A 24,487-nucleotide genomic window follows, 5' to 3' on the forward strand; every position below is an offset into this window, starting at 1 on the left:
ATTTCGCACTACCGGTCTAAGCCAGCTGTTCACTGTCCAGTGTTTGAGCTGCATTCACTGCATTAGCGGGCACCGCCATTGCAGTGAGCTCACGCATATCAGCCAGGGTTTCCAGTGCATCGATTGCATCAACCAGCGCATTCACCTGATCGTTCGGCAACGGGTGGTGGGCCGTGGCACAGCAGCGCCGGAATTTTTCCAGCTGCGCGGTACGATCCAACGGACGCGCGGGGTTGCCGAGCACTGCCGGCAGTTCCATCCGCAACGCCTGACCATCCTTCAGGAAAATCTCTACCGTTTGCGGTGCCAGCGCGTTTGGATCGTCGACACCGTTCGCTACCATCTCAACCCGCTGCGCCAGCGCCTGACGCTGCACGTCTGCAATCTTGTCCGCCTCGTAATCCGTCACGTCCACCCGCCCCTGCAAAAAATAGGTCGCGGCGATGTAGCCGAGACACAGCTTGGCGTAGTTATGGTTCATGTCCGGGCTCGCCGGACGATCGACCAGCCGACGAATCAGCGGCGGTGCTGCGACGCGAATACGCTCAATATCGTCCTCGCCAAACCCGTGCAGTTTCTGCAGGGTTTGAATGCCATCCAGGGCACCGTGGGCAGCGCGGCCGGTGGGGAAAGGCTTGTGGCTCACCTGGGCCAACTGGGACTCAGTGCCGAGTTTGGCAAATGCTGCCTCCGCATTGCCGCTGTCTTCCATCAGGCTGAACAGGCCGAACTGGCCATCGAGGAAATCGGCGGGGCCGGTCAGTCCGGCAAGTGCCATATCAACCGACATCAGGGCATTGCGCGCATTGAAGGCGATTTGCATCGGCAAAGTGGCAGACCCTTCAAGATGTGCCTGCATGGTGCCGCACAGCTGGCTGTACATAATGCCCAGCGCATGGCGATTCGTGGTATCACTCAAACCCGCGAGGTGACAGATACCCGCAACTGCGCCGAGACCACCGCACACACCCGGGCGAAAGAAGCGCATCGGTTGTGTTGCGCACATACCCAGTACGGTGGCGACATCGACGGCCACACTGAGTGCAGAAATAAAGCGCTTGCCGTCAACCGGGTTGCCCTCGGCGCCGCTCTGCTCCGCATAGGCCTGCAGGCTGGCAAGGATGACCGCCATCGGGTGCACGACTGCGGCTTCATGCACACAGTCAAATTCCTGGTTATGGATCTGGTACGCGTTGACCATCGCCGCAGTCGCTGCGGGTAGGCAGCGGGCACTGTTCCAGATCCGCACCGACGCATGGGGACTGGCACCGCCCCAACGGGTCGCTGCGGTTTCGGCCAGCGACCGGGCAAACTCAACCCGTCCGCCGCTGATCCCTACTCCGATGGAATCCAGCACAAAGACCCGCGCAGCGGCCACAGCCTCCGGCGGCAGGCGCTCGAAACGGGTCTCACGGATATGTTGCAATATCCTCTCGACGCGGTTGGTCATAGGAATCGATTCCGCTTACTGGCCAGGGTGTACGCCCTCACCGGATCTCACCTTCACCGCCCATCAAAAAGCGGTGGCTTTTGCTCGATTCTACATTTAACCTATTGACCTATCAATATATCTTTTAAGCACTCAATCACGGTGACAGAACCGATGCCCGCACACGCGACAGCGCCCCATCCCCGCACCTTAACCACACAACAAGTCGGTACCGTCTTGTTCCCGGGCGCCCGGGTTTTCCTGCCCGGTTGCTCCGGTCAGTCGGCGACCATCGATGCCGCTCTCAACCGTTGTGCGGACGACTGCGAAGGCGTGACCTTTTGCGGGGTGTTTATCCCCGGCATTAACCGGACAGACTATGCCGCCCTGCATTCCGGGGCTCGGATGGAAGTCATTTTTATGCAGCCGGACTTCCGCAGTAGCTACGATGCTGGCCGTATCGATTACCTGCCACTGCCTTATTGCAATACCGTGGATTACTATCGCCGCGGCCCCGAGTTTGATATCGCCTTCGTCCAGGTTTCGCTGCCGGATGCCGAGGGCAACTGCAGCCTGGGGGTTGCCGCGGATTTCAGTCCGGCGGCACTGGCCAACTGTAAAAAAGTGGTCGCCCATATCAATCCGCGAATGCCGCGTACCAAGGGGCCCAGCATTCCCTTGTCGCAGATCGACTACGCACTGGAAGAAACGGCGCCGTTACTGCAAATCGACAACGACGGCGCGGTACCGGCCAACATTGCCAGCGTGTGCGAGCAGATTGCGCCGCTGATCGAAGATGGCGCCACCCTGCAGTTCGGTCTGGGCAAAATGCAGCAGGGGATCCTGCAATTACTGAATAATCACCGCGACCTGAAAGTCCACTCCGGCATGGTGTCAGATCCCCTGCTGGGGCTGGCAGAAAGTGGCGCACTGGCAGATCGCCCCGGCAGTATCACCTGTGGCGTGGCCATTGGCACTGACGCACTCTACGACTTTTGCGGCAAGGATCACCGGGTACAGTTTGCCCCCGTTTCCTACACACATCAGACCGCCACGCTGAGCGCCATCCCGAAGATGACCTGCATCAACTCCTGTATCGAGCTCGACTTGCTCGGCCAGGTCAACGGGGAAACCATTCAGGGAAAGCAGGTCAGCGGAACCGGAGGGCTGGTGGATTTTGGTCGAGGTGCCAGGCTGGCGGACGGCGGCCGCTATATTCTTGCGACGCCGGCCACTGCGAAAGGCGGCAGTATTTCGCGGATCGTGCCGCGCCTGGGTCCGCAGACGCCCGTCAGTGTTACGCGGCAGGACATCGATATTGTTGTGACTGAATATGGCGCTGCAGACCTGCGCTATAAGAACGTACAGCAGCGCGCAGAAGCCCTGATCGCCATTGCCGCGCCGGCATTCCGCGAGGAATTGGCGCGTCAGTGGCACGACGATATCCAGCGGATCCTCTGACCGTCACAGCGCTTGCCGACGTGGTTTCAACAGCGCAGTACGGTACACTGCCTACCTATTCGTTTGCTGGTGGTACTCAATGAGCGACAGCCTCGACATTCTGCGTGCATCGGACCTCGGCCAGGATCTGGACGAGGACGCCTTTGCCCGCCTCTCTGAACTTGGTACGGAGCGCAGCATCGATGCCGAGGGTGCGCTGTTCTTGCAACACTCGCCCGCCTCTCACGTGTATGTGGTCACCGATGGCGCGATGATGGTGGAACGTCTGTCCAGTACCGGGCGCCGCCAGATTGTTGCCTTCCTGTTCGCCGGCGACTTTATCGGCTTCAGCCACAACGAATTCTACGAATACAACACCATGGCGCTGGTTCCCAGCCGCGCGCTGTCTTTTGCCAGACCTGCATTTGTGCGCTTGAGCGATGAGATCTCCACGCTCAAGCAGAACATTGGCCGCATCAGCAACAACGTACTGGCGCGCGCGCTGGACCAGATTTTTGCGCTCGGCCAAAAGCGCGCCCATGAGCGCCTGTGTTTCCTGATCGAACAGGTGCACAAACGCTATCCGACTCCGGATGATCCGCTGCTGGTGCGTCTGCCAATGACCCGCCAGGACCTGGCCGACTACCTGGGCCTGACCACCGAAACCGTTAGCCGGGCGCTGCGCCAGCTGAAAGTGGACGGGGTCATTGCCGACGTCGGGGTCAAATCGTTGCGTATTGCCGATGCGGACGCCCTGCTGACACTGGCGCGCCTGGACTGAGTCAACGCATCAGCCGGTACACGCCACTGGCCGTCGCCAGCAGCGTGTTGTCGCTATAGATTTCCGCCGAGGTAAACCCCAGCGTGCGGGTACATTGCCCCACTACGCCGCGGCCCCAGACCCAGCTGCCCTGCTGCGCACCCGCGATAAAATTGACGGATAAATTAATCGTGGGGGTTTGCACGGCAAGCCCCAGTGTATCCCCCAACGCCTGGTACATCAGGAAGTCCGCAAACGTCGACACCATGCCCCCGTGCAACCACCCTTCCGGGTTGGCCTGCTCGGCGGCAACCAGAAAACCACGCGCGACAGCATCTGCCTCCCGGCGCTCATAGAACGGACCCGCGTGGGCAGAAAACCCCTGCTGGCGATCACACAGTACAAACCCTTCCGGTACCGACAAGGCACCCTCCTCTTCCGCAGTTTTGAGGTCCAGTGGGCAACCCTGACCCGGCAGCCCAACATCCCGGGTAAAAGCCCGTGACACTCAATTGTTATTTTGATATATCATTAGACCATAATAGCAGTCAGGGCCGTACCATGAAATCCACAGCTGACCTGTTCAGCGACTACCAGGTGCAAACACTCCACCAGGAAGCACCTACCCCGCTGTATTACCGTCTCTACAATTTGCTCAAGCAGGCAATCCTGAACGGCAGCATCACCTATGGTGCCCAGATGCCCACGGAACAGCTATTGGCAGAGTCGTTCAGCGTGTCCCGCATTACCGCCAAGCGCGCCATGGATGAGCTCGCCAGCGAAGCCCTGATCGAACGTCACCGCGGCCGCGGCAGTCATGTGATTTACCGCTACAAACCCCAGCCGGTTAAAGCGCCGCTGGTGGGTATGCTGCAGGAAATCGAAAGCATGGCCCGGCACTCCGACGTGCGCGTGATCACCTGCGCCCAGACACGAGTACCGCCGTCGGTAATTGAACAAGCTGGACTGGAAGCACACAGTGCGGCCGGCCCCCAGGACAAAGCCCTGCATACCGTGCGGGTGCGCTCCCGCGATGGCCAGCCGTTTGGCTACTACGACAGCTGGACGTTCGGGCTCAAAGAGCGCGTGACCCGCCGGGATATCCAACAACGTCCGCGCCTTGAGATCTTCCGTGAACAGGGACTCGCCATCACCCACGTGACGCAGGTCATCAGTGCCGTTGCGGCGACAGAAGAGCTGGCAGAAGCACTCGACAGCGAAGTTGGCGCACCGCTACTCAGCCTGGTGCGACATTCGTATACCGGTGGCAATGATGAGCAGCTGGTCGATTATTTGCAGTTGTATTACGCCCCGGAACGGTTCCAGTACCGTATGGACCTGAACCTCGACGATCACTAAACAAGCAGTAAGGGACGTCCCCATGCAAAAACTCCGTCAAAGCGCCCTCAGCCTGTTGCTGTGCGCCCTCACCGCACTCCCTGTTTCCCTGCACGCCAAGCCCGTGCCCGAAGCAGAGCGCATTCCCGTTGATGTGCGGCGTACCACCTTTATTGTCAAGGACACCGACGCAGCCCTGAAGCTCTACCGCGACGCACTGGGTATGAAAGTGATCTACGACCAGTGGCTGGTCAACGGCGATCCCTCGGACAAAGAGAACTACAAGAAGCGCCGCCTGGTGCTACTGCGTGCAAACGACGACTTTATCGGTGCACTCGGCCTGCTGGAGTACGAAGCACCGCAAAAGCCGGAACATAAGGAACGCTTCGATGTACCCGTACCCGGTGACCCCATCGTAGTGATCAATGCCGACAATTTTGAAGAAGTGTGGGCCAAAGTAGAAAAAGTCCCTGGCCTGGAAATTATCTCCCCGCCGGAACGGCTGGAATACCCCCGCGCAGATGGCAGCCGCATTGCGGTGATCCAGACCATGGTACGCGACCCAAATGGCTACTGGATTGAAATCAACAAAATCCTGGATGCCCCCGCAGGAACCTGAACAATCCGCAGATTTTTAGAACTCCAGAAGTTCAAGAGAAGATAAAGTGTAAATACTCCCATTTCGAACCGTCGGCGACAGGACGTCGCCGACGGAGCGCACAGGGATGTGTACACAGCGATTCGAAATGGGAGTATTTGCACTTTATCGCCGCTTTACCCGCTAGCACTCGCCCCCTCTAAATCTTTACATCCCACCTGCACACCCCACCCGTAACTGACAAGCGAAGGCAAAAGTAGCGGCTGCTCTGTGCCGAACCCCGGACGACAAGATTTCACTGCAGAGGCGCACAGGAATGTGCGCATAGAAATCAGTACACAGCGATGCGAAATGCAAAGTTTTTGCGTACGAATCCTCTACTCGCATATGCCCACTACCATTAATAATTTTCCAACCAGCAAAACTGAAAAGCGAAGGTAAAGAAGCGGAATTGCTGTTGCGAATCTTCGGCGACAGGACGTCGCCGCAGAAGCGCACAGGGATGTGTATACCGCGGTTCGCAACAGCAATTTCGCTGCTTTGCCGCCACAACACCAGCAGAGAACCACCTAAACCGCGAAATGGAACTCACAAAGATCGGGATACGAGCCGGGGAAAGTTACAGCTTAACAATCACCTTGCCATTATTCTCACCGCGCATCAGGCGACAAAAAGCCTCGGGCGCAGCGGCCAGCCCCTCGCTCACATCATGACGCACACGCAGTTTGCCACTGTTCACCAGCGGCAGGCAGGCTTCGATAAACGCATCACGGCGAGGCTCAAAGTCATACACCACCAGACCATGCACGCGGGCGCGGGCCTTGATCCATAGCGCAGGTGGCGGCCCAGGCCGTGGACCAGAGTCGCTGCGATTGTAATCCTCGATCAAACCACACAGTATCACCCGCGCGCCCACTGCCAGATTCCGGGAAGCCATTTCCAGTGTCTCGCCGCCGACCAGGTCAAAGAAGATATCGACTCCGTGCGGGCAGAGTTCCTGCAGCTTCTGCTCGACCATTTCGGTGCGTCGATTGATACAGTGGTCGTAACCCAATTCTTCCAGTGCCACGCGGCATTTTTCATCACTGCCCGCGATACCAATGACGCGACAACCGGCATTTTTTGCCAGCTGCCCCACCATCGACCCCACTCCACCGGTCGCCGCTGGCACCAGTACGGTCTCACCCGCCGCTGGCTGCGCTTGCCAGATCAGGCCCGCATACGCTGTCAGGCCTGGCATCCCCAGAGAAGACAACACCCACGCGGGGTCTTCCAACTCAGCCGGCACTGCACTCACCGCTTCCGCGTCCTGCACCGAATACTGCTGCCAACCCGCCATACAGCGCACCAGATCGCCGGGGGCAAAACGGTCGCTATGGGATTCCACGACCCGCGCCACCACTTCACCCCGCATCGTATCGCCCACATTCACTGCTCCCGATAAATGCCGACCGGAAATCTGGCTGCGCATATATGGATCGAGGGAGAGGTACAGGGTTTCACACAATAACTGCCCGGTTTTCGCGACCGGCATCGGTGCGGCTTCCAGCGCAAAGTCATCCACGGTGGGGACGCCATCCGGGTAGGAGGCAAGCTGCACGCAAAGGTTCTGGTCTGCCATGAGGTTTCCAAAAATTCTGGCCTGAAAAATCACAGGCAAAAAACAAAAATACCCGGGCCGCCTCACCAGCGATCCGGGCACGCGCCTTCATCAGTAATGAACGCGTTATTCTGCCGTCAGCCCGACTTGCACCCAGCGCAGGTTGAGGCCCAGCTTGTCGGAATCGATTTCAGACCAGATGTAGGTAACCGTCTTGCCGCTAGCATTTTCGATCAGGCCAAGCTTCAGGATCGGATTCTTGGTGTTCTGGTACGTCAGTTGCGACAGCTCAATGGTATAGCCAGTGTCGGTGCCATCTTTGCCTACCAACGCGACCTTGTCCCCTTCTGAATGCAGGCGCAGGCCACGGGCAAACACCCAATCATCCTCCGCTGCCGACGCGTCCAGTTTGGAACGCTGGAACGCAAACCAACCATCAAAGTAACGGACTTTGCGATTTTTGTGCTGTTCATCGCGACCGAACACCTTGTTGCCATCCTCATCATAGGCCTTGTCGCCAATCCAGATTTCCGACTCCGTGAGTTTCAGGGTGTCAGTAATCCGGATGGTTTTGCCACTGCGCTGTGACTTGAAGGTACAGGTATCGTGCATGTAACCGTGGAAGTAGTCTTCCTGCTTTTTCCAGTAAACCTCACAGCCGGTGGTAGTGCTGATATCTGCCGGCTTCAGAGCCGCCGCCAGCTCGGGTTCGCGGTCTACATAGCGGAAACGCTGTTCATCCTTGAAACGGTAAATGGTCAACTCAATCGCTTGTTCTTCACTGTTGACGCTGAAGTTGTACAGGCGCTGGCGATAGACATTTTCATAGTCGCCATCCATATACTGCTTGACGAAATACACATGCTCACCAATCTCCGGCGCCTCTACCGGCAGGAAAATATGGTGAATATGCTCATGCAGTTCTTTTTCTTCCACGCCGTCGACGCGCTGCTGCCAGACCTGCTCATTATTGTCGTACTCACCCGGGAACCACTGCATCATCAACGCCAGATCTTCCTGCAGCTTTGCAGTATCGGTCTTGGCCTGAGAAACGCCTACGCCCAGGAACAACGCGCCTGCGACCAGGAGCCCCGCGGGCATGGAAAGTTTTTTGCTTGAACGGAATAACATGAATACTTCCTCTTGTTATCGAATCGATGGGCGCGGCGGCTGGTCGACGCACTGGGTGGCAAAGGTTTCCGCAATCTGGCGACGGGTGGCGATCCACACGTCGCTCTTTTCCCGCACATATTGCAGGAAGGCCTCGAGTGCCCAGATCCGGCCAGGACGGCCGATAATACGCAGGTGCAGCCCCAGCGACATCATGCGTGGTTGCTCGGCGCCCTCTTCATACAGCACGTCAAACGTATTCTTCGCGTACTGCAACCAGGCTTCCGGCGTGAGCGAGGGAGACGTCCAGAATTTCATATCGTTGGAGTCCAGCGCGTAGGGCACAATCACCATGGGCTCATCACTGCCCGGCACACTCCCCCAGAACGGGGCGTCTGCGCTGTAATCGTCCATGTGATACAGGAAACCCTCTTCCTGCAGCAAACGACGGGTATTTTCCGTATGCAGGTAGCGGCTCAACCACCCCTTCGGGCGCTGGCCGGTGGTTTGCTCAATGGAATCCGCCGCTTTGCGGATAAACTCGCGCTCCTTGTCCTCATCCATAAAAAACTGGTGCATCCAGCGGTATCCATGAGAACAGGCTTCATGACCGCCAGCACGAATCGCTTCGGCGATTTCCGGAGCGCGCTCCAGTGAGACCGCCGCCGCCGTGAAGGTCGCGGTGATATCGTACTTCTCCAGCAGGCGCTTGATCCGTGGCCAGCCTTCACGAATCCCGTATTCGTAATTGCTCTCGTTGCCGTGCATCCGGATGGGCTTCTTCAGTACCACCCCCAGCTCGTCCACGGGCTCCGGCCCACGATCACCATCGGCAATCGTACTCTCGGAACCTTCCTCAACATTGACGACAATGGACAGTGCCAGACGGGCCTTTTCGGGCCACTGCAGGCCAGCACTCGGGTCAGGACTGGACATGGAAAATACCTACTTCGTGATTGACGCCGCCTGATGGCAGACTTGTTGTTAGTGACCGCCCGTTTTGCCGAATCGCCGCTTTTCCGCAGCGACCCGACTGGGCAGGCTAGGCTATTGATGCTATTTTAGACCTATTATTATGTCAATATAACAAATTGAGGTGGGGACCCCAATCCTCAGCCACTCAGTCACTGGAAGGAGTAGCATACCGTGACCCGGACTATCGATGTGCGCAACCCACGTAATGGCGAAACCGATTACCAGGTAACGCAGGCCTCAGCACAAGACGTTCAGCAACTGAGCCAGCGCCTCAGGGCCAATCAGCAAGCCTGGTTCCAGTCCGGAATCGACCACCGCATTCGCGTCCTGCGTGCCTGGCGTGACGCACTCGCGGAACTTGCCACGCCGATCACAGCAGCACTGACTCAGGATACCGGTCGAGCGTTTGCCTCCGGCTTTGAATTGCAGCTGGTGATGGCCCGTATCGACCACTGGTGCGAGCAGGCCCCTGCCCTACTGGAGGAAAATGCACCTGGCACTTCCTCCAGTTTACCCAGTGTGCGCTACCGACATCAGCGTATCCCCTACCCGCTGGTCGGCGTCATCAGCCCGTGGAACTTCCCCCTGACCCTCGCCATGATCGATGCTATTCCGGCGCTGGTCGCCGGTTGTGCCGTCCTCCTCAAACCGAGCGAGATTACACCGAGGTTTGCCGAACCCATTCGCGAGAGCCTGCAGCGCGTGCCAGAGCTGGCCGGCGTATTCGACCTGGTGATTGGCGGCGCAGAAACGGGACAGGCAATGACCGATGCCTGTGATGCCGTCTGCTTTACCGGCAGTGTTGCCACCGGTCGCAAGGTCGCCATGCAGGCCGCTGCCAGTTTTATTCCGGCGTTTCTGGAGCTGGGCGGCAAGGACCCGGCGATTGTGCTGGCCTCTGCCGATCTCGACAACGCCGTACGCGCGGTAATACGCAGCGCAATTGGCTCCACCGGACAGGCCTGCATGTCGCTGGAGCGCGTCTTTGTTGAACGCAGTATTTACAGTGAGTTTTTGCAGCGCCTCACCGCCGCCGCGGAAAAAGTCCGCCTGAATTACCCGGACATTCACGACGGTCATATCGGCCCACTGATTTTCGAGGGCCAGGCCCGCACCATCGAGCGGCAGCTCGAAGACGCCGTTGCCGGTGGTGCCACCGTGCACTGCGGTGGCAAAGTAGAACAGCTGGGCGGCGGCCTCTGGTGCCGCCCCACAGTACTCAGCAATGTCCGCGACGATATGCTGGTGATGACCGAGGAAACCTTTGGCCCGCTCATTCCCGTATTGCCTTTCGACACAACCAGCGAAGCCATCGAGCGTGCCAATGCCGGTGACTTTGGCCTGTCCGCTGCCGTTTTTGCAGGTACGATTGAGGAAGCCGCTGAAGTCGCCACGCAGCTTGATGCCGGCGCAGTGAATATCAACGATGCCAGCCTGACCGCCATGGTGCACGATGTGGAAAAAAATTCGTTCCGCCTCTCCGGCATGGGCGCCTCGCGCATGGGGCCCTCGGGCCTGCTGCGCTTCCTGCGCAAGAAAGCCCTGCTGATGCAGACGGCACCGGCGATGGACCTGGATATTTTTGATGAGCGCAATGGCGCGCCGATGCGGGAACAGGACCAGAATACACAGAGCTAATCCGTCACGGCGGACCGCCGACAAAAAAAGGGGCTGCAGTGCAGCCCCTTTTTCTTTCGCAGATTACTCAGCGCTCGATCAATTCGACCCACTCTCCACCAGCGCCAACGGCCAGCCCTACACGCCGTCCACCGTAGACGGTATCGCTCACTACCCGCGGTGCGCTCACCCACTCCACTGGCACATCCAGGGAGTCCACTTCAAAGCTGATACTGGCAATATTGGCCGGCAGGCGGCCGGGCAGTTGTGGACGGGGTTTGAGCATATCCAGCTGGTCGATTTCGATCAGGCACTGGTCCCGTAGCAGCATCGTCGCCACCGGGTGCTGGCGATGGATATCCAGCTCGTGCGCCTGATTAACGACGGTGATTTTGGTATCAAAGCTCAGGCCTTTGGTACCGGGGAAGCGATCGTAAAACGCCATTGAGGCTGCACGATCCGGTGCGCTCATCACCGGGATAAACAGGCGATCGACGGCACAACGTGCACGCGGCAGGTCAAACGGCGGCACGTCGCCCTTGATCTGGGTGAGATACAACACCTCACCACAGGGTCCGGAAACCTGACAGGCGCGGATCTGATCTGACAACTCCAAATCCGCTACCGGTCGCAATACTTCGAACGGCGAGCCCTCAAGCCCCGCGACCAACGTGTCGACATCCTCAACCAGCACTTCCAGCGCCAGCCAACCGTGGTAGGCCAGAGGGGTCAGGCGCTCGGCGTTGGGGTCCTCTACCAGGCGTAACCAGGGTTCACCCAGTGCATTGGCCAGCAATTGACTGTGCTTGCCCTCCAGTTCCGGGGCCTGCCACAGATCCGCCAGCGCTGCGCTGACCGGAGACGACTCAAGCGGTTGCAGGTGCAGAAACTCGCAGTAGGCACTCGCCACAGGGGTCAGTTCACGGCATACGAGTGTGGCGAGGCAAGAGGGCCCCAGGGTGGAAATGGCTTGTTCGGTCACGGTGCTCTGCTCTCTCTTCGGGCTGCCGATACCTCGAGGCAGCCGGGCTTACTTAGTTGGCCGCCAGATTCGGCCTCCGGCCCTCGCCGGAACAGTGCGAACAGCATAGCGCTGGGGGGTCGTAATTGGCTTGATATATGTCATGGCGGCTAGTCCGGGCGCCCATACACTGGATTCCATCCCACTGGTGCCGTTCACCGTATCCTGCGTGAACGCAGCACTACTAACGATCCCAGACTAAGCGATGGAGCTGGACCATGACCAGATCTGTTCCCCCCGGATGGCACGTTGTTGGCAAACACGGTGTCTTTCCCGAGGCCACCCACGATGAAACCGCGCGTTTCAACTTCCTGACCAACCTGAACGCCCATCTGGCGCAAAGCGTCATGCCCGGCGTTCAGGCCGCCTACGAACATCGCGCCAAGCCCAAGTTCGAGAAGGCCAATGGTCGCGCACCGGAAAGCCGCCAGGAAGTCCGTCGCTTGATGGAGGCCGATCCGTACTACCAGACCTGGAGCTCCCTGCGCCGCAACACCATGGAGATGCGCCAGCAGAACGGTCGCTCGGTGGTGTACCGTCAGTGGGACGAACTCAATCGCAAGGCGGCCCAGCTGAACGAGGGTTCCGCGCAGCTCCAGCTGGACGATTCCGTTGAAGTGCCCCGCTACGTCAGCGCCGTCGATATTCACTGCATGCCCGGCTGTTACTACACCGCGTACTGTGAAGACGACATTTCCGTTGGCGCCAACTACGACTCCGGGCTGTTTGTCACCACCGCGGGCATGCTCGGCCAATACAGCGATGGCGGCGGCCAGGCCCTTGTCGAGTGGCTGCGCGAGCAGGCCAAGCAGGGTTTCAAACCCCGTCGAATCCTCGATATCGGCTGTACTGTAGGCCACAACATCGTGCCACTGGCACAGGCCTTCCCAGATACCGAAATCGTGGCCGTAGATGTGGGCGCGCCGGTCCTGCGCTATGCGCACGCACGGGCCAAGTCCCTCGGCGTCGATAACATTACCTTCCGCCAGGCCAACGCCGAGCAGCTCGACTATGCCGATGGCAGCTTCGACCTGGTGATCACCTGCATGTTCCTGCATGAGCTGTCGTCTACTGCGCTGCCCCGTATTCTCAATGAGACCTTCCGCCTCACCGCAGAGGGTGGCAAGGTGCTACATGTGGAGCAACCCCAGTTCACCGATGACATGCCACTGTTTGAGCAGTTCATGCGTGACTGGGACAGCCGCAACAACAACGAGCCCTTCTGGGGCACCATGCATGACCTGGACGTATTCGAAATTATGGAAAATGCCGGTTTTGCACGGGCAAACATGACCTCTATCGGACTCGCCGCGGTTGTGGATGAGACGCTGTTCCCGAGCGCCGCAAAATCCGATGACCAGGCCGAAGACTATGGCCGCAAACCCGCCTGGCATGTTTACGTGGCCAGCAAATAAGGGGAGAGACATGATGGAACAAGATTATATTTCCCTGGCCGGCACCAAAGCCAAAGGCAAGCGTCCGCAGTTTTTCCAAAGTCAGGAAACCGAACGACTGATGAGTATCGTCATGGCCATGGCCGGCGAGCTGGCGGTCACCCGCGAGCGACTCGATACCGTCGAGCGCCTGCTGGAGAGCAAGGGCCTGCTGAACCAGGATGAGATCGAAGCCTTCAAGCCCACGCGTGCACAGTCCGATGAACGCGGCCTGATGCAGCAGGAGTTCATCGCGCGCATCCTGCGTGTTGTGCAGCAGGAACGCGAGGCAGTCGAGGAAACCAAGCGCTGTAACAGCGAAAACAAGCTCGACGACGTGATCCAGGAACTGTCAGAAATTTAAGGCGACAAAAATTTTCGCCGTTTGACAAATGTAGTCTCGCCGCGAAAGCGGCGATCATAAGCTGGCAAGCATCGGGCGAATCTTCGGATCCGCCGACAACAATAAAGCTGGCAAAGAATAAGAGTGAAATCGAGGTAACGACATGATTACTGGATTGGGTGTACTCAAGTGGTTCCACATTGTCGCCATGGTCTATTGGCTGGGTGGCGAATGGGGTGTCTTCCAGACTTCCTATAACGTGGTCAACCGTAAATTGCCGATGGACGAACGCCGCCGGCACATGGAAACCGCCTACCGAATCGATATCCTGGCTCGCACCGGCATCCTGCTGTTGTTCCCGCTGGGCTTCCACATGGGCTACCTCTGGGGCGTGCAGCCGTTTGGTGGTATCTGGCTGGTTGCGAACTGGGTAATCTTCGGTGCCTGGCTGGCACTGTGCTGGGCTGCCTTCTTCTTCCGTGAAACCGACCGTGGTATCCGCCTGACCAAGATTGATGAAGCGCTGCGCTTTATCTTTATTCCGCTCACGCTGATCGCGAGTATTTCCTCCCTGCTCGGTTACGGTCCCTTCTCCGGCACCACCGGCACCCTGTGGTTCTCCACCAAGATCCTGATCTTCTCGCTGCTGCTGATGATCGGACTGAAACTGCGCTTTATCATGCGCGAGTGGACCACCATGTTCCGTATCCTCGCCGAGCGCGATGATGAACAGGTAGAAGCCACCCTGGAGCGCTCCATCCGTACCGGTCGCCGCCTGGCCTACCTGTACTGGATTGGCATCGGCACCGTCGCCTTCCTGGGTGCGACCAAGCCGTTCTAATACCTTGCCTCACAGAAAACAGCGGGTGGAGGCATCTCTGCCCGCTGTCCTCAAACACGCTCCCCTCAGTAATAGATCGACCGCAGCCGCAAGGCCACCCGCACCAGCAGTATCAGTGCTGGCACCTCTACCAATGGCCCCACCACCGCCGCGAAAGCCTGACCGGAATTCAGACCGAACACGGCAATCGCCACCGCAATCGCCAGCTCAAAGTTATTGCCCGCGGCAGTAAAGGAAATCGCCGCGTTTTGCGGGTAAGGCGCTCCCTTTGCCTTACTGACGTAAAAGCCAATGAAAAACATCAGAGCAAAATAGAAGATCAACGGTACCGCGACCCGCACCACATCCATCGGAATCTCGATGATCACTTCCCCTTTCAGGGAAAACATCATCACGATCGTGAACAACAGTGCCAACAAGGTAATGGGCGAAATCGCCGGAATAAATACCTGCTCGTACCAGGTCTTGCCCTTCCAGCGCACCAGCAATACGCGGGTAAGGAACCCGGCAGCAAAAGGAATGCCCAAATAGATGGCAACCGACTCCGCAATGGTGGCAATAGAGATATCGACAATGGCGCCCTCAAAACCCAGCAGTGGCGGCAGCTTGGTAATAAACAGCCAGGCATAAAAGCTGTAGAGAAACACCTGAAAAATTGAATTCAGTGCCACCAGCCCGGCCGCATACTCCGAGGACCCTTCGGCGAGGTCATTCCACACCAGAACCATGGCGATACAACGGGCAAGCCCGATCAGGATCACCCCCGCCATGTATTCCGGATAGTCACGCAAAAAGAGGATGGCCAAAATGAACATCAAAACCGGACCGACAATCCAGTTCAGGAACAGGGAGATGCCGAGTACTTTGAGGTTGCGGAACACCTTTGGCAGCAGGGAGTAATCCACCTTCGCCAGTGGCGGATACATCATCAGGATCAGTCCGATGGCAATCGGCAGGTTGACCGCACCAGACCCCATGGAATTCAGCCATTCCGGGACTCCCGGCACCCAGTACCCCAGCAATGCACCGACACCCATGGCGAGGAAGATCCAGAGGGTCAGGGTTTTATCGATAAAACTGATGGCTCTGCGCATGACGGCATCCGCGAAGAAGGAATATCACGCCTTCACCGAGAGAAAATCTGGCGAGGCTATTCCAACAAGCCTAGCGAGTTATTGGCACGAGAGGGGGAAACAGACGCAGCGTCAACGCGGCCAGCTCAAAGCGACAAGTGCCAAAAAGAACAGGCGGTCTGAGACGATCAAAATGGGGCGCACCACGGCACGCCCCTGCGATCTTCTAACGTCACACAAATAGTCCTTTTAGCCGTCGGAGGATTGCGCAGGCTCAACGCGAATCATCTCACCATCCAAAACGGCAAGTTGCACTTTCCCGTCCTTGGCCAGTAGAAAGGTCGCATTGCGTCGCCGGGTTGGCAGTTCGCCCTGCAACCGCTGCGGGTTGATCACCACCGGAAACTGCGTCTCGCGAACCAGCTGCGCGCTGTCTCCGACAAAATAGCCGAACTCTTGGCGCAGCAATGCCAAATACCGCTGATCTGTCAGTTCCAGCACTTCACCGTCCTGCAAAACATAGGGTTTCGCCATTCGATACTGCGCACCATCCGCGTCAAACTGCGCCGCGCCCGTCAGATTGGACAGATCGCCGACTTCAACAACCGTGACCTGCCCGAATCGCTCACGGATACCGATATCTGTGCGATAGGACAGTTCCCCTGCCTGAACATTGGTAATCTTCAGGTCCACCAGCGCATCGTCTTCATTGAACGGGAGGTTGTCATAGATATCGCGGGAGACCGCACGGTAGGAACCGGAGGCAATACTGTCGATGGCTGCCGACAGCATGTGCACATTCATTTGTCGCGCCACCTGTCGGTTAGGGTCACTGGGGTGGGCACCGGATTCGATCAGGATGGTACTGATGCCCATTTCGGAAAACGTATCACCGAACGCACGCCACGCATAGGTATCATCATACTTGGCAATGTGCTCACCCAGCATGGGGTGAATATGCTGTACCAGTTCGCCGATTAGTCGCATGGCATCGCCACGACTTTGGTTGACTTCCCGCGCGGCATTGTAAGCGGGCGCCAGGACAGAAATGGTCGCCATCTTACCCGTATCGCCGACACCATAGTAGCGGCTCTGGTCATGCAGGTTGAACCCAAAGTGCGGTTTGAAATCCCTGGCCAACTGCATCAGCACCCTGCCCTCGGGTGACTGCAGGGCCTTGGCATCGCGGTTAATATCGAAACTCTGGGCATTGTGACGGGCGTTGCGCTCGGCACCATCCGGATTGAGCATTGGGACAATCACCAGGCTTATTTTGTCCATCCACTGCGCGCGCCAGTCTGCCTGCTCGGGCGCGGTGATGTAATTCAGTAAATCAAACAATGCCGGCGTCGCTGTCGGCTCATCGCCGTGCATCTGTGACCACATCAACACCCGGGTTTCACCCTGACCCAGTGCAATACTGAACAGGGGACGCCCCTCGTAGGATTCACCAATCTGCTCTACCGACAGCAACGGCTGCTCCCGAAGCGCTTCAATCAGCGGCAGAATATCCCGCTGTCGGATCACCGGCTGGTCGAGCCCCGGAGTTTTATAGTGCTGATACGCTTCCCCGTCCATACTCACCGGATTTGCTCGCTCAGCCTGCTCGTCGGCGCACCCTGCCAGTAACACGTTCGCCACCACCATAAGCCCTAACCATCGTTTCATATTCCCTACCCCCCAGTACTAACTCGTGCAGTTATTTGTTACTTATCGTTTGTCTTTGTTCGCCGGCCACCAGTCCGCATTCACGGTTCTCTCGATAGAAAACCCGGTGTAGTCCCGTTGTAAATCGAACGACTGCGGATTGTGGGGGCGATGAATAATCAGTGCATCATGCAGGCACCAGCCCGCTGACCTGGCGCAACCGGAATCTACCGATAACAGCACATGCTGGAACTTGCCCGCATCGCTGTTGGCCATCTCGCGCATATCGGCGTGGTTCGCGGAAAAGCTGCCGGTCCGCTGGTCCCGTGCCGACACCGCAAACCCTCCCGCCAGTAGTGCACGCGCAGATTCGCCTATAGCCAGGTCACCACCCGGTAACCCCTTGCCACTGCCACCGTCCAGGTTGACGTAATGCACTTTCCCGGCAAGACGTTCGGCCAACACGGAATGGTTGGCGATCAGATTTAACCAACGGTGTGCGGGAAAGCTGCCACTGGAATGGGCCACAACCACTAACCGACCAGACACCACTTGTGATGCCAGCCGCTCGACACTGCGCTCAAGGGGAAGCTCGCGCTCTTCATAAAACACACTCTGCGGGCCGGCAAAGGTCCACACCGTATCCACTTCGGCCAAGTTCGGCTCATACAACAATGCCTGCGCCCACTGCTCGGCCCAGCTGCGCTGCACCGAGTATCCCGGGAATAACACCAGAAAATCATTGCGCGAGCTCGTCCCGTCAACGCGACGGGCAATCGACCAGAGCGGATCTATTTTCCGCCATTCAAGCCCCTGTGGTTGCTCCGCAGATTGGATGTTGCCGCCACCCGCCACTGCAGGAACCACGGCGAAAACCGAAATACTCATTAACAGATTACGCAGGTAGTACCGCATAAAGAGCCCCATTGCTGATCAGGCCTTCCGGGTTTCGTCGCTCTTGCGCAGTCACACTGGTCGCAGAGCATCACAAGCTGGGTTAAGGTAACCACAGGGATCTTCCAAAGGGAAACCGCGACCTATCACCGCCACCGATATGTGGTTGCTGCGTAGTGGGCGGGATGGTTTTCCACCCGAAACGGAAGTTATCCATTGCCGTCGCCGACAAACCACAAGGCCCAATAACAATGAAACATCTTCTGGTCACTACCCTCCTCCTACTGGCTGCCCCCGCATGGGCAGACAAATTCGGGCTCGTCCTGCATGGCGGTGCCGGGACCATCACCCGCGACAAGCTGAGTGACAAACAGGAAGCCGAGATCCGAGCCAAGCTAGCTGAAGCCCGCGATGCGGGATACAAGGTGCTGGAAAACGGGGGCTCGTCGATGAAAGCAGTGACCACCGCCATCATCATTCTGGAGGAATCCCCTCTGTTCAATGCGGGCAAAGGTGCGGTGTACACCTATGAGGGCCAGCACGAACTGGATGCGTCAGTCATGGACGGCAGCAATCGCAATGCGGGCGCCGTTGCCAGCGTAAAGACCGTCAAGAATCCCATCCTCGCGGCGCATGCGGTCATGGACCAGTCTGACCATGTAATGCTGGCCGGTGCCGGGGCTGACGCGTTTGCTCGCCACGTGAAATTGCCGCTGGTGGACAACAGCTATTTCGATACCGATTTCCGCCTGAAACAGTTGGAGGAAGTGAAGGAAAAAATGGAAGCGGCAGGTACCGCCTTCAACCCTTCAGAGAGTGACTACAAGTTCGGTACTGTGGGCGTGGCCGCGCTGGATAAGGACGGTAATCTGGCGGCTGGTACCTCCACCGGCGGCATGACCGCCAAGCGCTGGGGTCGGGTCGGCGATTCCCCGATTATCGGTGCCGGCACCTGGGCCGATAATGAAAGCTGCGCGGTATCCGCCACCGGCCATGGCGAGTATTTTATTCGTTTCCATGTGGCGGCGGATATCTGCAGCCGGATGCTCTATCGCAATCAACCCCTCAAGGCCGCTGCGCACAAAGTGATCCACGATATCCTGCTGCCCGCGGGCGGCACCGGCGGCATTGTCGCCATGGACAAGGACGGCAATATCGCCATGGAATTCAACACCGCAGGCATGTACCGAGCCTGGCGACTGTCCGATGGCAAGCAGGGAATCGGGATCTATAAAGACGAAGCCCCGTCTCCCTGAGTCAAGCGAGGATAAGGGGGCGCGACTCGGGCGTGTCCCCTGAGCGACCGATGCACACACCGGTCATGCCATGAAATACGTCATGAAATGCGTCATGAAAGACGTCACAAAAGACCAGTTACTTTTCAACCCTCTGGCCCTACCCTAAAGGCCTAACCTCTTGCCAATAGCAACGAACCGATCGAGTCACTGCATGTCTTACGTCCCCTCCAAAAGCCCGATTCTTAAGCTCTGGAAAAGCCTTGGCGGCAGTGGCTTCGGCCGCTGGATTGTGAGCAAAGTCGTCTGCTTCAACGCGCCCTATTTCAGCTCGATCAAACCGGTATTCAGCCAGGTAAAACCGGGGCTGGTCGAAGTGAAGCTGAAGAAGCGTCGCGCCGTCACCAACCACATCAAGACCGTGCACGCGATTGCCATGTGTAATGCGGCAGAGCTGGCGGGTGGCGTCTGCCTGGACGTCTCACTCAGCGCTAACTTCCGCTGGATCCCGGTGGGCATGACGGTGCAATACCTGAAGATGGCCAAGACCGACCTACGCGCAGTGTGTCAGGTGGAGCACTATCAGTGGGACACAGCTCAGGATGTGGTGATGCCGGTGAGCGTCTTTGACGAGAACGATGAAGAGGTCTTCCACGCAGATATCACCATGCGTATCTCGCCGAAAAAGCAGTAATTTGTTGGGCCCCCGAGGGGCGCCAGATCACCTGCCTGAAGGATGCACGATCCGCGGGACCAGTGCCCATAGCAGCTTGCCCAACGGCCCTTCCCCACCCGCCAGGCAAACTGGTGCTTTATCGCTTGTTTGAAGCGCTCAATACCCGATGCGAGAGTTAGAGAGCCGCTTTAACCTGCCGGCTCGAGCCATCCTGCCCGGCACTGAAAAGCCCCCAGAGACTATTACCCCGCTGGATGACATGGTGGGACCAACATGAAGTCATCTGGCCACTCGACACGTCTTCTGCTCATCGTCATTGAATAAACGGTAGGAAGACTCAGAGGGCCGGTAACATTGCCCTGCCCGCTTAAAATCCCGCCATGCCGTCATTGTCTACGCTTCTACTTTCCCTGGTAATCCGCAGAGGAGCGTTCAGCGATGTCCGACGTCGTTACAAGTCCCGGTCGCACAACACTCTGGGCTACAGGCCTGGCGACGTTGACGATCACTGCACTGTTCTTCGGCATGATCCGGGACTTTCTTGTCGCGCTTTTACTCGCGGCAATCTTTAGCGCGATGGCGGCCCCGCTGCAGGAAAAAGTCAGTGCTTTCGTCGGGGGACGACAAGGGATTGCCGCGGTGATCACCCTGATCATCTTACTGATCGGTGTATTGGCACCGACCCTCGTCATCGTTTATATCGCCGCAACCCAGGCGAGCGAACTGGTCGCAAGCCTCAGTGGTTTTGTCCAAAAACTGGGCGCGGACTGGACGGCAATCCAGCTACCGGACTGGGTACCGTTCAGGGATAAGCTCGAAGCACTCGGCCCACAGATCGCAGCGAAGGCGGGCGAGCTTGCTGGCAGGCTGGCCTCACTCTTTTTGTCCATCGTGTCCGCCGCTACTAAAGGAACCGCGCATTTCTTCCTCAACCTTTTCGTCATGGCGTATGCAATGGTGTTCTTCCTACAGGAGAAGACGACCGTTCTGGCGCAGCTTGCGCATTTCTCCGGGTTGACGATTGACGCACAAAAGCAGCTGGTCGAAAGAGTGGTTTCCGTGAGCCGTGCGACCATTAAGGGGACACTGGTGATCGGCGTCGTACAGGGTGCACTGGGCGGCATTGCTTTTGCAGTCGCAGGGATTCAGGCGGCGGCATTCTGGGGAGTCGTGATGGCCTTCGCCTCGATTATTCCGGCCGTCGGCCCCTCAATCATCTGGATTCCCGCGGTCATCTATTTGGCATTCACCGGCGAAACGGTGAGCGCCATCGGGCTGGCGGCCTGGTGCGCGGTTGTGGTTGGCTTGGCGGACAACGTGCTTCGTCCGTGGTTAGTCGGTCGCGAAGCCCAACTGAACGATCTGATGGTACTGATCGGTACTTTTGGCGGTCTTGCCATGTTCGGCGCAACCGGATTGATTATTGGACCGGTCATCACCGGCGTTTTCATTACCGTTTGGGATATCTTTCAGAAAACGCTCGAAAGCGCCCGTGCCGCTCGTGCGCTGCCCTCAACAGAGTCCAACGCAGTCGCGGCACCATCCGCAAGAAAGCAGCCGGATTAACTCTCCATGTAGTCTTCAATCGCCGGACAGGAACAGATCAGGTTCTTATCCCCATAAACGTTGTCGACCCGGCCCACGGGTGGCCAGTACTTTTCCTGGCGCAGGCGCTCCAACGGATAGACGGCTTCGGCACGACTGTAGGCATGCCCCCAGCTTTCATCGACCAGCACCTCGGCTGTGTGCGGCGCGTTGACCAGGGGATTACTATCCAGCGGCCAATCGCCCTGCTCGACCCTGGCGATTTCCGCACGAATCTGGATCATCGCATCGCAGAAACGATCCAGCTCCTGCAGGGATTCACTTTCCGTCGGCTCGATCATCAGGGTACCGGCTACCGGGAACGACATGGTCGGCGCGTGGAAACCGTAGTCCACCAGTCGCTTGGCCACATCCTCCACGGAGATCCCACTGGAGTCCTTTAGCGGACGCAGGTCAACGATACACTCGTGCGCCACACGACCATTGCTACCGCGATACAGAATTGAATAACTGCCCTCCAGACGGTGCGCAATATAGTTGGCATTCAGGATCGCCACCTCAGTCGCGCTGCGCAGCCCTGCGCGGCCCATCATGCGGATATACATCCAGGTAATCGGCAGAATACTCGCCGAACCCACACTCGCCGCCGATACCGGCACGCCACCACGATGGCCAGCGCCGCTGCCACCGGCAATAGAGCCCGGCAGGAACTCCGTAAGATGCGCACGCACGGCAACCGGCCCAACACCAGGGCCACCGCCACCGTGTGGAATACAGAAGGTTTTGTGCAGGTTCAGGTGCGACACATCGCCACCGAACTTGCCCGGCTGACACAGCCCCACCATTGCGTTGAGGTTGGCACCATCGATATACACCTGCCCACCATGCCCATGCACAATATCGGCAATTTCGTCGATGCCCTCTTCAAACACGCCGTGGGTGGAGGGATAGGTCACCATAATCGCCGCCAGGCGCTCGCCGTGCTCTTCCGCCCGCGCACGCAGGTCCTGCAGGCACACGTTGCCGTGCTCGTCACACTTCACCACCACCACGCGCATTCCGCACATCTGTGCAGACGCGGGATTAGTACCGTGGGCGGAGCTGGGAATCAGGCAGATATCCCGACCGCTTTCGCCACGACTGGCGTGGTAAGCACGAATGGCCAGCAGGCCGGCGTATTCCCCCTGGGAGCCCGCATTGGGTTGCAGGGAAATCGCATCATAACCCGTGATTTCGCACAGCATGGCTTCCAGAGATTCCACCAGCTGCAGGTAGCCACGCACCTGATCCGCCGGCACCAGCGGATGCACATTGGCAAACGCGGGCCAGGTTACCGGGATCATCTCGGCAGTGGCATTGAGCTTCATGGTGCAGGAACCAAGCGGAATCATCGAGCGATCCAGCGCGATATCTTTATCGGCCAGGCCACGCAGGTAACGCAGCATTTCAGTCTCGGAGTGATAGCGGTTAAACACTTCCTGGGACAGCGGCTGGTCATTGCGCAGCAGCTCTCCGGGCAACACCGGAGCCACCTCGGATTCCAGCGCGGCAAAATCCGGCGCCGTCTCTCCGGCAAACAGCGACCAGATCGCTTCAATGTCTTCGCGGGTCGAGGTTTCATCCAGGGAAACACCCACCCGGTTATCGTCGATCGCACGCAGATTGAACTCACGCGCGTGCGCGGCCTGATGCAGCGCCGCCGCTTCGGCATCCACCTGCAGGGTCAACGTATCGAACCAGGTGTCGTTGGCCACGGTGACACCCAGCTGGCGCAACCCGAGGGCCAGCACACTGGTCAGGTGGTGGACGCGTTTGGCGATATTCTTCAGACCTTCGGGACCGTGGTACACCGCATACATGGAGGCCATCACCGCGAGCAAAACCTGCGCGGTACAGATATTGGAAGTAGCCTTCTCGCGGCGGATATGTTGCTCGCGGGTCTGCAAGGCGAGGCGGAACGCCACGTTGCCATTACTGTCTACCGACTGGCCTACCAGGCGCCCGGGCAAGGAGCGCTTGTAAGCCTGTCGCGTCGCCATATAAGCCGCGTGCGGGCCACCGAAGCCCATGGGCACGCCAAAGCGCTGGGTCGAGCCAATCGCGACATCTGCGCCCAGCGCACCCGGCGCAGTGAGCAGCATCAGGCTGAGGATATCCGCTGCCATTACCACCAGACCGCGCTGGGCATGCACCGCTTCGATCAGCCCGTGATGATGTTGCACGCCGCCGCCGGCACCCGGGTATTGCAGCAATGCCCCAAACACTTCGAGGTCACCAAGACCCTGCGCGGGATCGGCGACAACCAGCTCGATACCCAACGGTTCGGCACGGGTTTGCAGCACTTCAATGGTTTGCGGCAGGCAATCTGCGTCGACGAAAAACACCCGTGACTTGGACTTACTCATCCGCTGGCAGAGCGTCATGGCCTCCGCCGCCGCAGTGGCCTCATCGAGCATCGAGGCATTGGCCAGGTCCATCCCGGTCAGCTCACTGACCAGCGTCTGGAAATTAAACAGGGCTTCCAAACGCCCCTGGGAGATCTCGGGCTGGTACGGCGTATAGGCCGTATACCAGGCCGGATTCTCGAGAATATTGCGCAGGATGACATTCGGCGTGCGGGTACCGTAATAGCCCTGGCCGATAAACGATCGCAGTGGTCGGTTCTGTTCTGCCAGCGCACGAATTTCTGCCAGTGCCTCGTGCTCACGAATACCCTCTTCGATCGATAGCGGCGCCGTCTGGCGAATATGTGCGGGCACGATCTCATCGATAAACGCATCCAGGCTGGTGTGCCCCAAGGCAGCCAGCATGGCATTGATGTCAGCCTGCGCCGGACCGATATGCCGACGGGAAAACTCGGCGTGATCTTCCAGTTCCACCAGGGTGTTCTTTACCTGTAGCATGCTTGTTCT

The 24,487-nt window shown here is 58.3% G+C and carries 21 protein-coding genes; 11 read left to right on the forward strand and 10 right to left on the reverse strand.

Annotated elements, in window-relative coordinates:
- Nucleotides 1-16 precede the first annotated feature (16 nt).
- A complete protein-coding gene (locus ACXAD0_RS13650) occupies nt 17-1,450 on the reverse strand; it encodes an MmgE/PrpD family protein (protein WP_475089042.1) in 1,434 nt (477 codons plus the stop codon).
- A gap of 153 nt (nt 1,451-1,603) precedes the next feature.
- Here ACXAD0_RS13650 and ACXAD0_RS13655 point away from each other — a divergent pair, with 153 nt between their 5' ends.
- Nucleotides 1,604-2,890 (forward strand): acetyl-CoA hydrolase/transferase family protein, encoded by a 1,287-nt coding sequence (locus tag ACXAD0_RS13655; protein ID WP_475089043.1) that lies wholly within the window; start codon nt 1,604-1,606, stop codon nt 2,888-2,890.
- Between the two features lie 79 nt (nt 2,891-2,969).
- Nucleotides 2,970-3,650, forward strand: coding sequence for a Crp/Fnr family transcriptional regulator (locus tag ACXAD0_RS13660; RefSeq protein WP_475089044.1), 681 nt, complete (start codon nt 2,970-2,972; stop codon nt 3,648-3,650).
- A gap of 1 nt (nt 3,651) precedes the next feature.
- Here the strand turns inward: ACXAD0_RS13660 and ACXAD0_RS13665 are convergent, their stop codons facing one another.
- Nucleotides 3,652-4,137 (reverse strand): PaaI family thioesterase, encoded by a 486-nt coding sequence (locus ACXAD0_RS13665; protein WP_475089045.1) that lies wholly within the window; start codon nt 4,135-4,137, stop codon nt 3,652-3,654.
- Nucleotides 4,138-4,190: 53 nt separating this feature from the next.
- On the opposite strand from ACXAD0_RS13665, the gene ACXAD0_RS13670 reads away from it, so the two are divergent.
- Nucleotides 4,191-4,988: a GntR family transcriptional regulator gene (locus tag ACXAD0_RS13670; RefSeq protein ID WP_475089046.1), complete on the forward strand. Its 798-nt coding sequence runs from the start codon at nt 4,191-4,193 to the stop codon at nt 4,986-4,988.
- A 22-nt stretch (nt 4,989-5,010) separates the two neighbouring features.
- Nucleotides 5,011-5,586: a VOC family protein gene (locus ACXAD0_RS13675; protein WP_475089047.1), complete on the forward strand. Its 576-nt coding sequence runs from the start codon at nt 5,011-5,013 to the stop codon at nt 5,584-5,586.
- Between the two features lie 598 nt (nt 5,587-6,184).
- Here ACXAD0_RS13675 and ACXAD0_RS13680 read toward each other — a convergent pair.
- The 3 genes from ACXAD0_RS13680 to ACXAD0_RS13690 all read right to left on the reverse strand — a co-directional run bounded on the left by ACXAD0_RS13680 (nt 6,185) and on the right by ACXAD0_RS13690 (nt 9,211).
- Nucleotides 6,185-7,186 carry an NADP-dependent oxidoreductase gene (locus tag ACXAD0_RS13680; RefSeq protein ID WP_475089048.1) on the reverse strand — a complete coding sequence of 334 codons (1,002 nt, stop codon included), beginning with the start codon at nt 7,184-7,186 and terminating at the stop codon, nt 6,185-6,187.
- Between the two features lie 105 nt (nt 7,187-7,291).
- Nucleotides 7,292-8,266, reverse strand: a complete 975-nt coding sequence (locus ACXAD0_RS13685; protein WP_475089049.1) for a chromophore lyase CpcT/CpeT — start codon at nt 8,264-8,266, stop codon at nt 7,292-7,294.
- 45 nt (nt 8,267-8,311) lie between these two features.
- Complete coding sequence (locus tag ACXAD0_RS13690; protein WP_475089050.1) at nt 8,312-9,211, reverse strand: polysaccharide deacetylase family protein; 900 nt, start codon at nt 9,209-9,211, stop codon at nt 8,312-8,314.
- A 210-nt stretch (nt 9,212-9,421) separates the two neighbouring features.
- Between ACXAD0_RS13690 and ACXAD0_RS13695 the strand changes: the two genes are divergently transcribed.
- Nucleotides 9,422-10,888 (forward strand): aldehyde dehydrogenase family protein, encoded by a 1,467-nt coding sequence (locus ACXAD0_RS13695; RefSeq protein ID WP_475089051.1) that lies wholly within the window; start codon nt 9,422-9,424, stop codon nt 10,886-10,888.
- A 67-nt stretch (nt 10,889-10,955) separates the two neighbouring features.
- On the opposite strand, the gene ACXAD0_RS13700 is transcribed toward ACXAD0_RS13695, so the two are convergent.
- A complete protein-coding gene (locus tag ACXAD0_RS13700) occupies nt 10,956-11,849 on the reverse strand; it encodes a hypothetical protein (RefSeq protein WP_475089052.1) in 894 nt (297 codons plus the stop codon).
- A gap of 257 nt (nt 11,850-12,106) precedes the next feature.
- On the opposite strand from ACXAD0_RS13700, the gene ACXAD0_RS13705 reads away from it, so the two are divergent.
- The 3 genes from ACXAD0_RS13705 (at nt 12,107) to ACXAD0_RS13715 (ending at nt 14,505) form a co-directional block, all read left to right on the forward strand.
- Nucleotides 12,107-13,303, forward strand: a complete 1,197-nt coding sequence (locus tag ACXAD0_RS13705) for a class I SAM-dependent methyltransferase (RefSeq protein ID WP_475089053.1) — start codon at nt 12,107-12,109, stop codon at nt 13,301-13,303.
- Nucleotides 13,304-13,313: 10 nt separating this feature from the next.
- Complete coding sequence (locus tag ACXAD0_RS13710; protein ID WP_475089054.1) at nt 13,314-13,685, forward strand: hypothetical protein; 372 nt, start codon at nt 13,314-13,316, stop codon at nt 13,683-13,685.
- A gap of 142 nt (nt 13,686-13,827) precedes the next feature.
- Nucleotides 13,828-14,505: a hypothetical protein gene (locus tag ACXAD0_RS13715; protein WP_475089055.1), complete on the forward strand. Its 678-nt coding sequence runs from the start codon at nt 13,828-13,830 to the stop codon at nt 14,503-14,505.
- Nucleotides 14,506-14,570: 65 nt separating this feature from the next.
- Here ACXAD0_RS13715 and arsB read toward each other — a convergent pair whose 3' ends face one another.
- The 3 genes from arsB to ACXAD0_RS13730 form a co-directional block, all read right to left on the reverse strand.
- Nucleotides 14,571-15,599: an ACR3 family arsenite efflux transporter gene (arsB, locus tag ACXAD0_RS13720; RefSeq protein ID WP_475089056.1), complete on the reverse strand. Its 1,029-nt coding sequence runs from the start codon at nt 15,597-15,599 to the stop codon at nt 14,571-14,573.
- A gap of 228 nt (nt 15,600-15,827) precedes the next feature.
- The gene (locus tag ACXAD0_RS13725) at nt 15,828-17,246 is read right to left on the reverse strand and encodes a M14 family metallopeptidase (protein ID WP_475089057.1); all 1,419 of its coding nucleotides are present in this window, start codon (nt 17,244-17,246) and stop codon (nt 15,828-15,830) included.
- Between the two features lie 42 nt (nt 17,247-17,288).
- Nucleotides 17,289-18,140, reverse strand: coding sequence for a hypothetical protein (locus ACXAD0_RS13730; RefSeq protein WP_475089058.1), 852 nt, complete (start codon nt 18,138-18,140; stop codon nt 17,289-17,291).
- Between the two features lie 230 nt (nt 18,141-18,370).
- Here ACXAD0_RS13730 and ACXAD0_RS13735 point away from each other — a divergent pair, with 230 nt between their 5' ends.
- The 3 genes from ACXAD0_RS13735 (at nt 18,371) to ACXAD0_RS13745 (ending at nt 21,596) form a co-directional block, all read left to right on the forward strand.
- Complete coding sequence (locus ACXAD0_RS13735; RefSeq protein ID WP_475089060.1) at nt 18,371-19,375, forward strand: isoaspartyl peptidase/L-asparaginase family protein; 1,005 nt, start codon at nt 18,371-18,373, stop codon at nt 19,373-19,375.
- A gap of 193 nt (nt 19,376-19,568) precedes the next feature.
- Complete coding sequence (locus ACXAD0_RS13740; protein WP_475089061.1) at nt 19,569-20,048, forward strand: hotdog fold domain-containing protein; 480 nt, start codon at nt 19,569-19,571, stop codon at nt 20,046-20,048.
- Between the two features lie 420 nt (nt 20,049-20,468).
- Entirely contained in the window at nt 20,469-21,596 is a 1,128-nt protein-coding gene (locus ACXAD0_RS13745) for an AI-2E family transporter (RefSeq protein WP_475089062.1), read from the forward strand.
- Here the strand turns inward: ACXAD0_RS13745 and gcvP are convergent.
- Nucleotides 21,593-24,478 carry an aminomethyl-transferring glycine dehydrogenase gene (gene gcvP, locus ACXAD0_RS13750; RefSeq protein WP_475089064.1) on the reverse strand — a complete coding sequence of 962 codons (2,886 nt, stop codon included), beginning with the start codon at nt 24,476-24,478 and terminating at the stop codon, nt 21,593-21,595. The two genes, ACXAD0_RS13745 and gcvP, sit on opposite strands and share 4 nt — an antisense overlap.
- Between the last annotated feature and the right edge of the window lie 9 nt (nt 24,479-24,487).

The sequence above is a fragment of the Microbulbifer sp. ABF4_148 genome, from assembly GCF_056158985.1.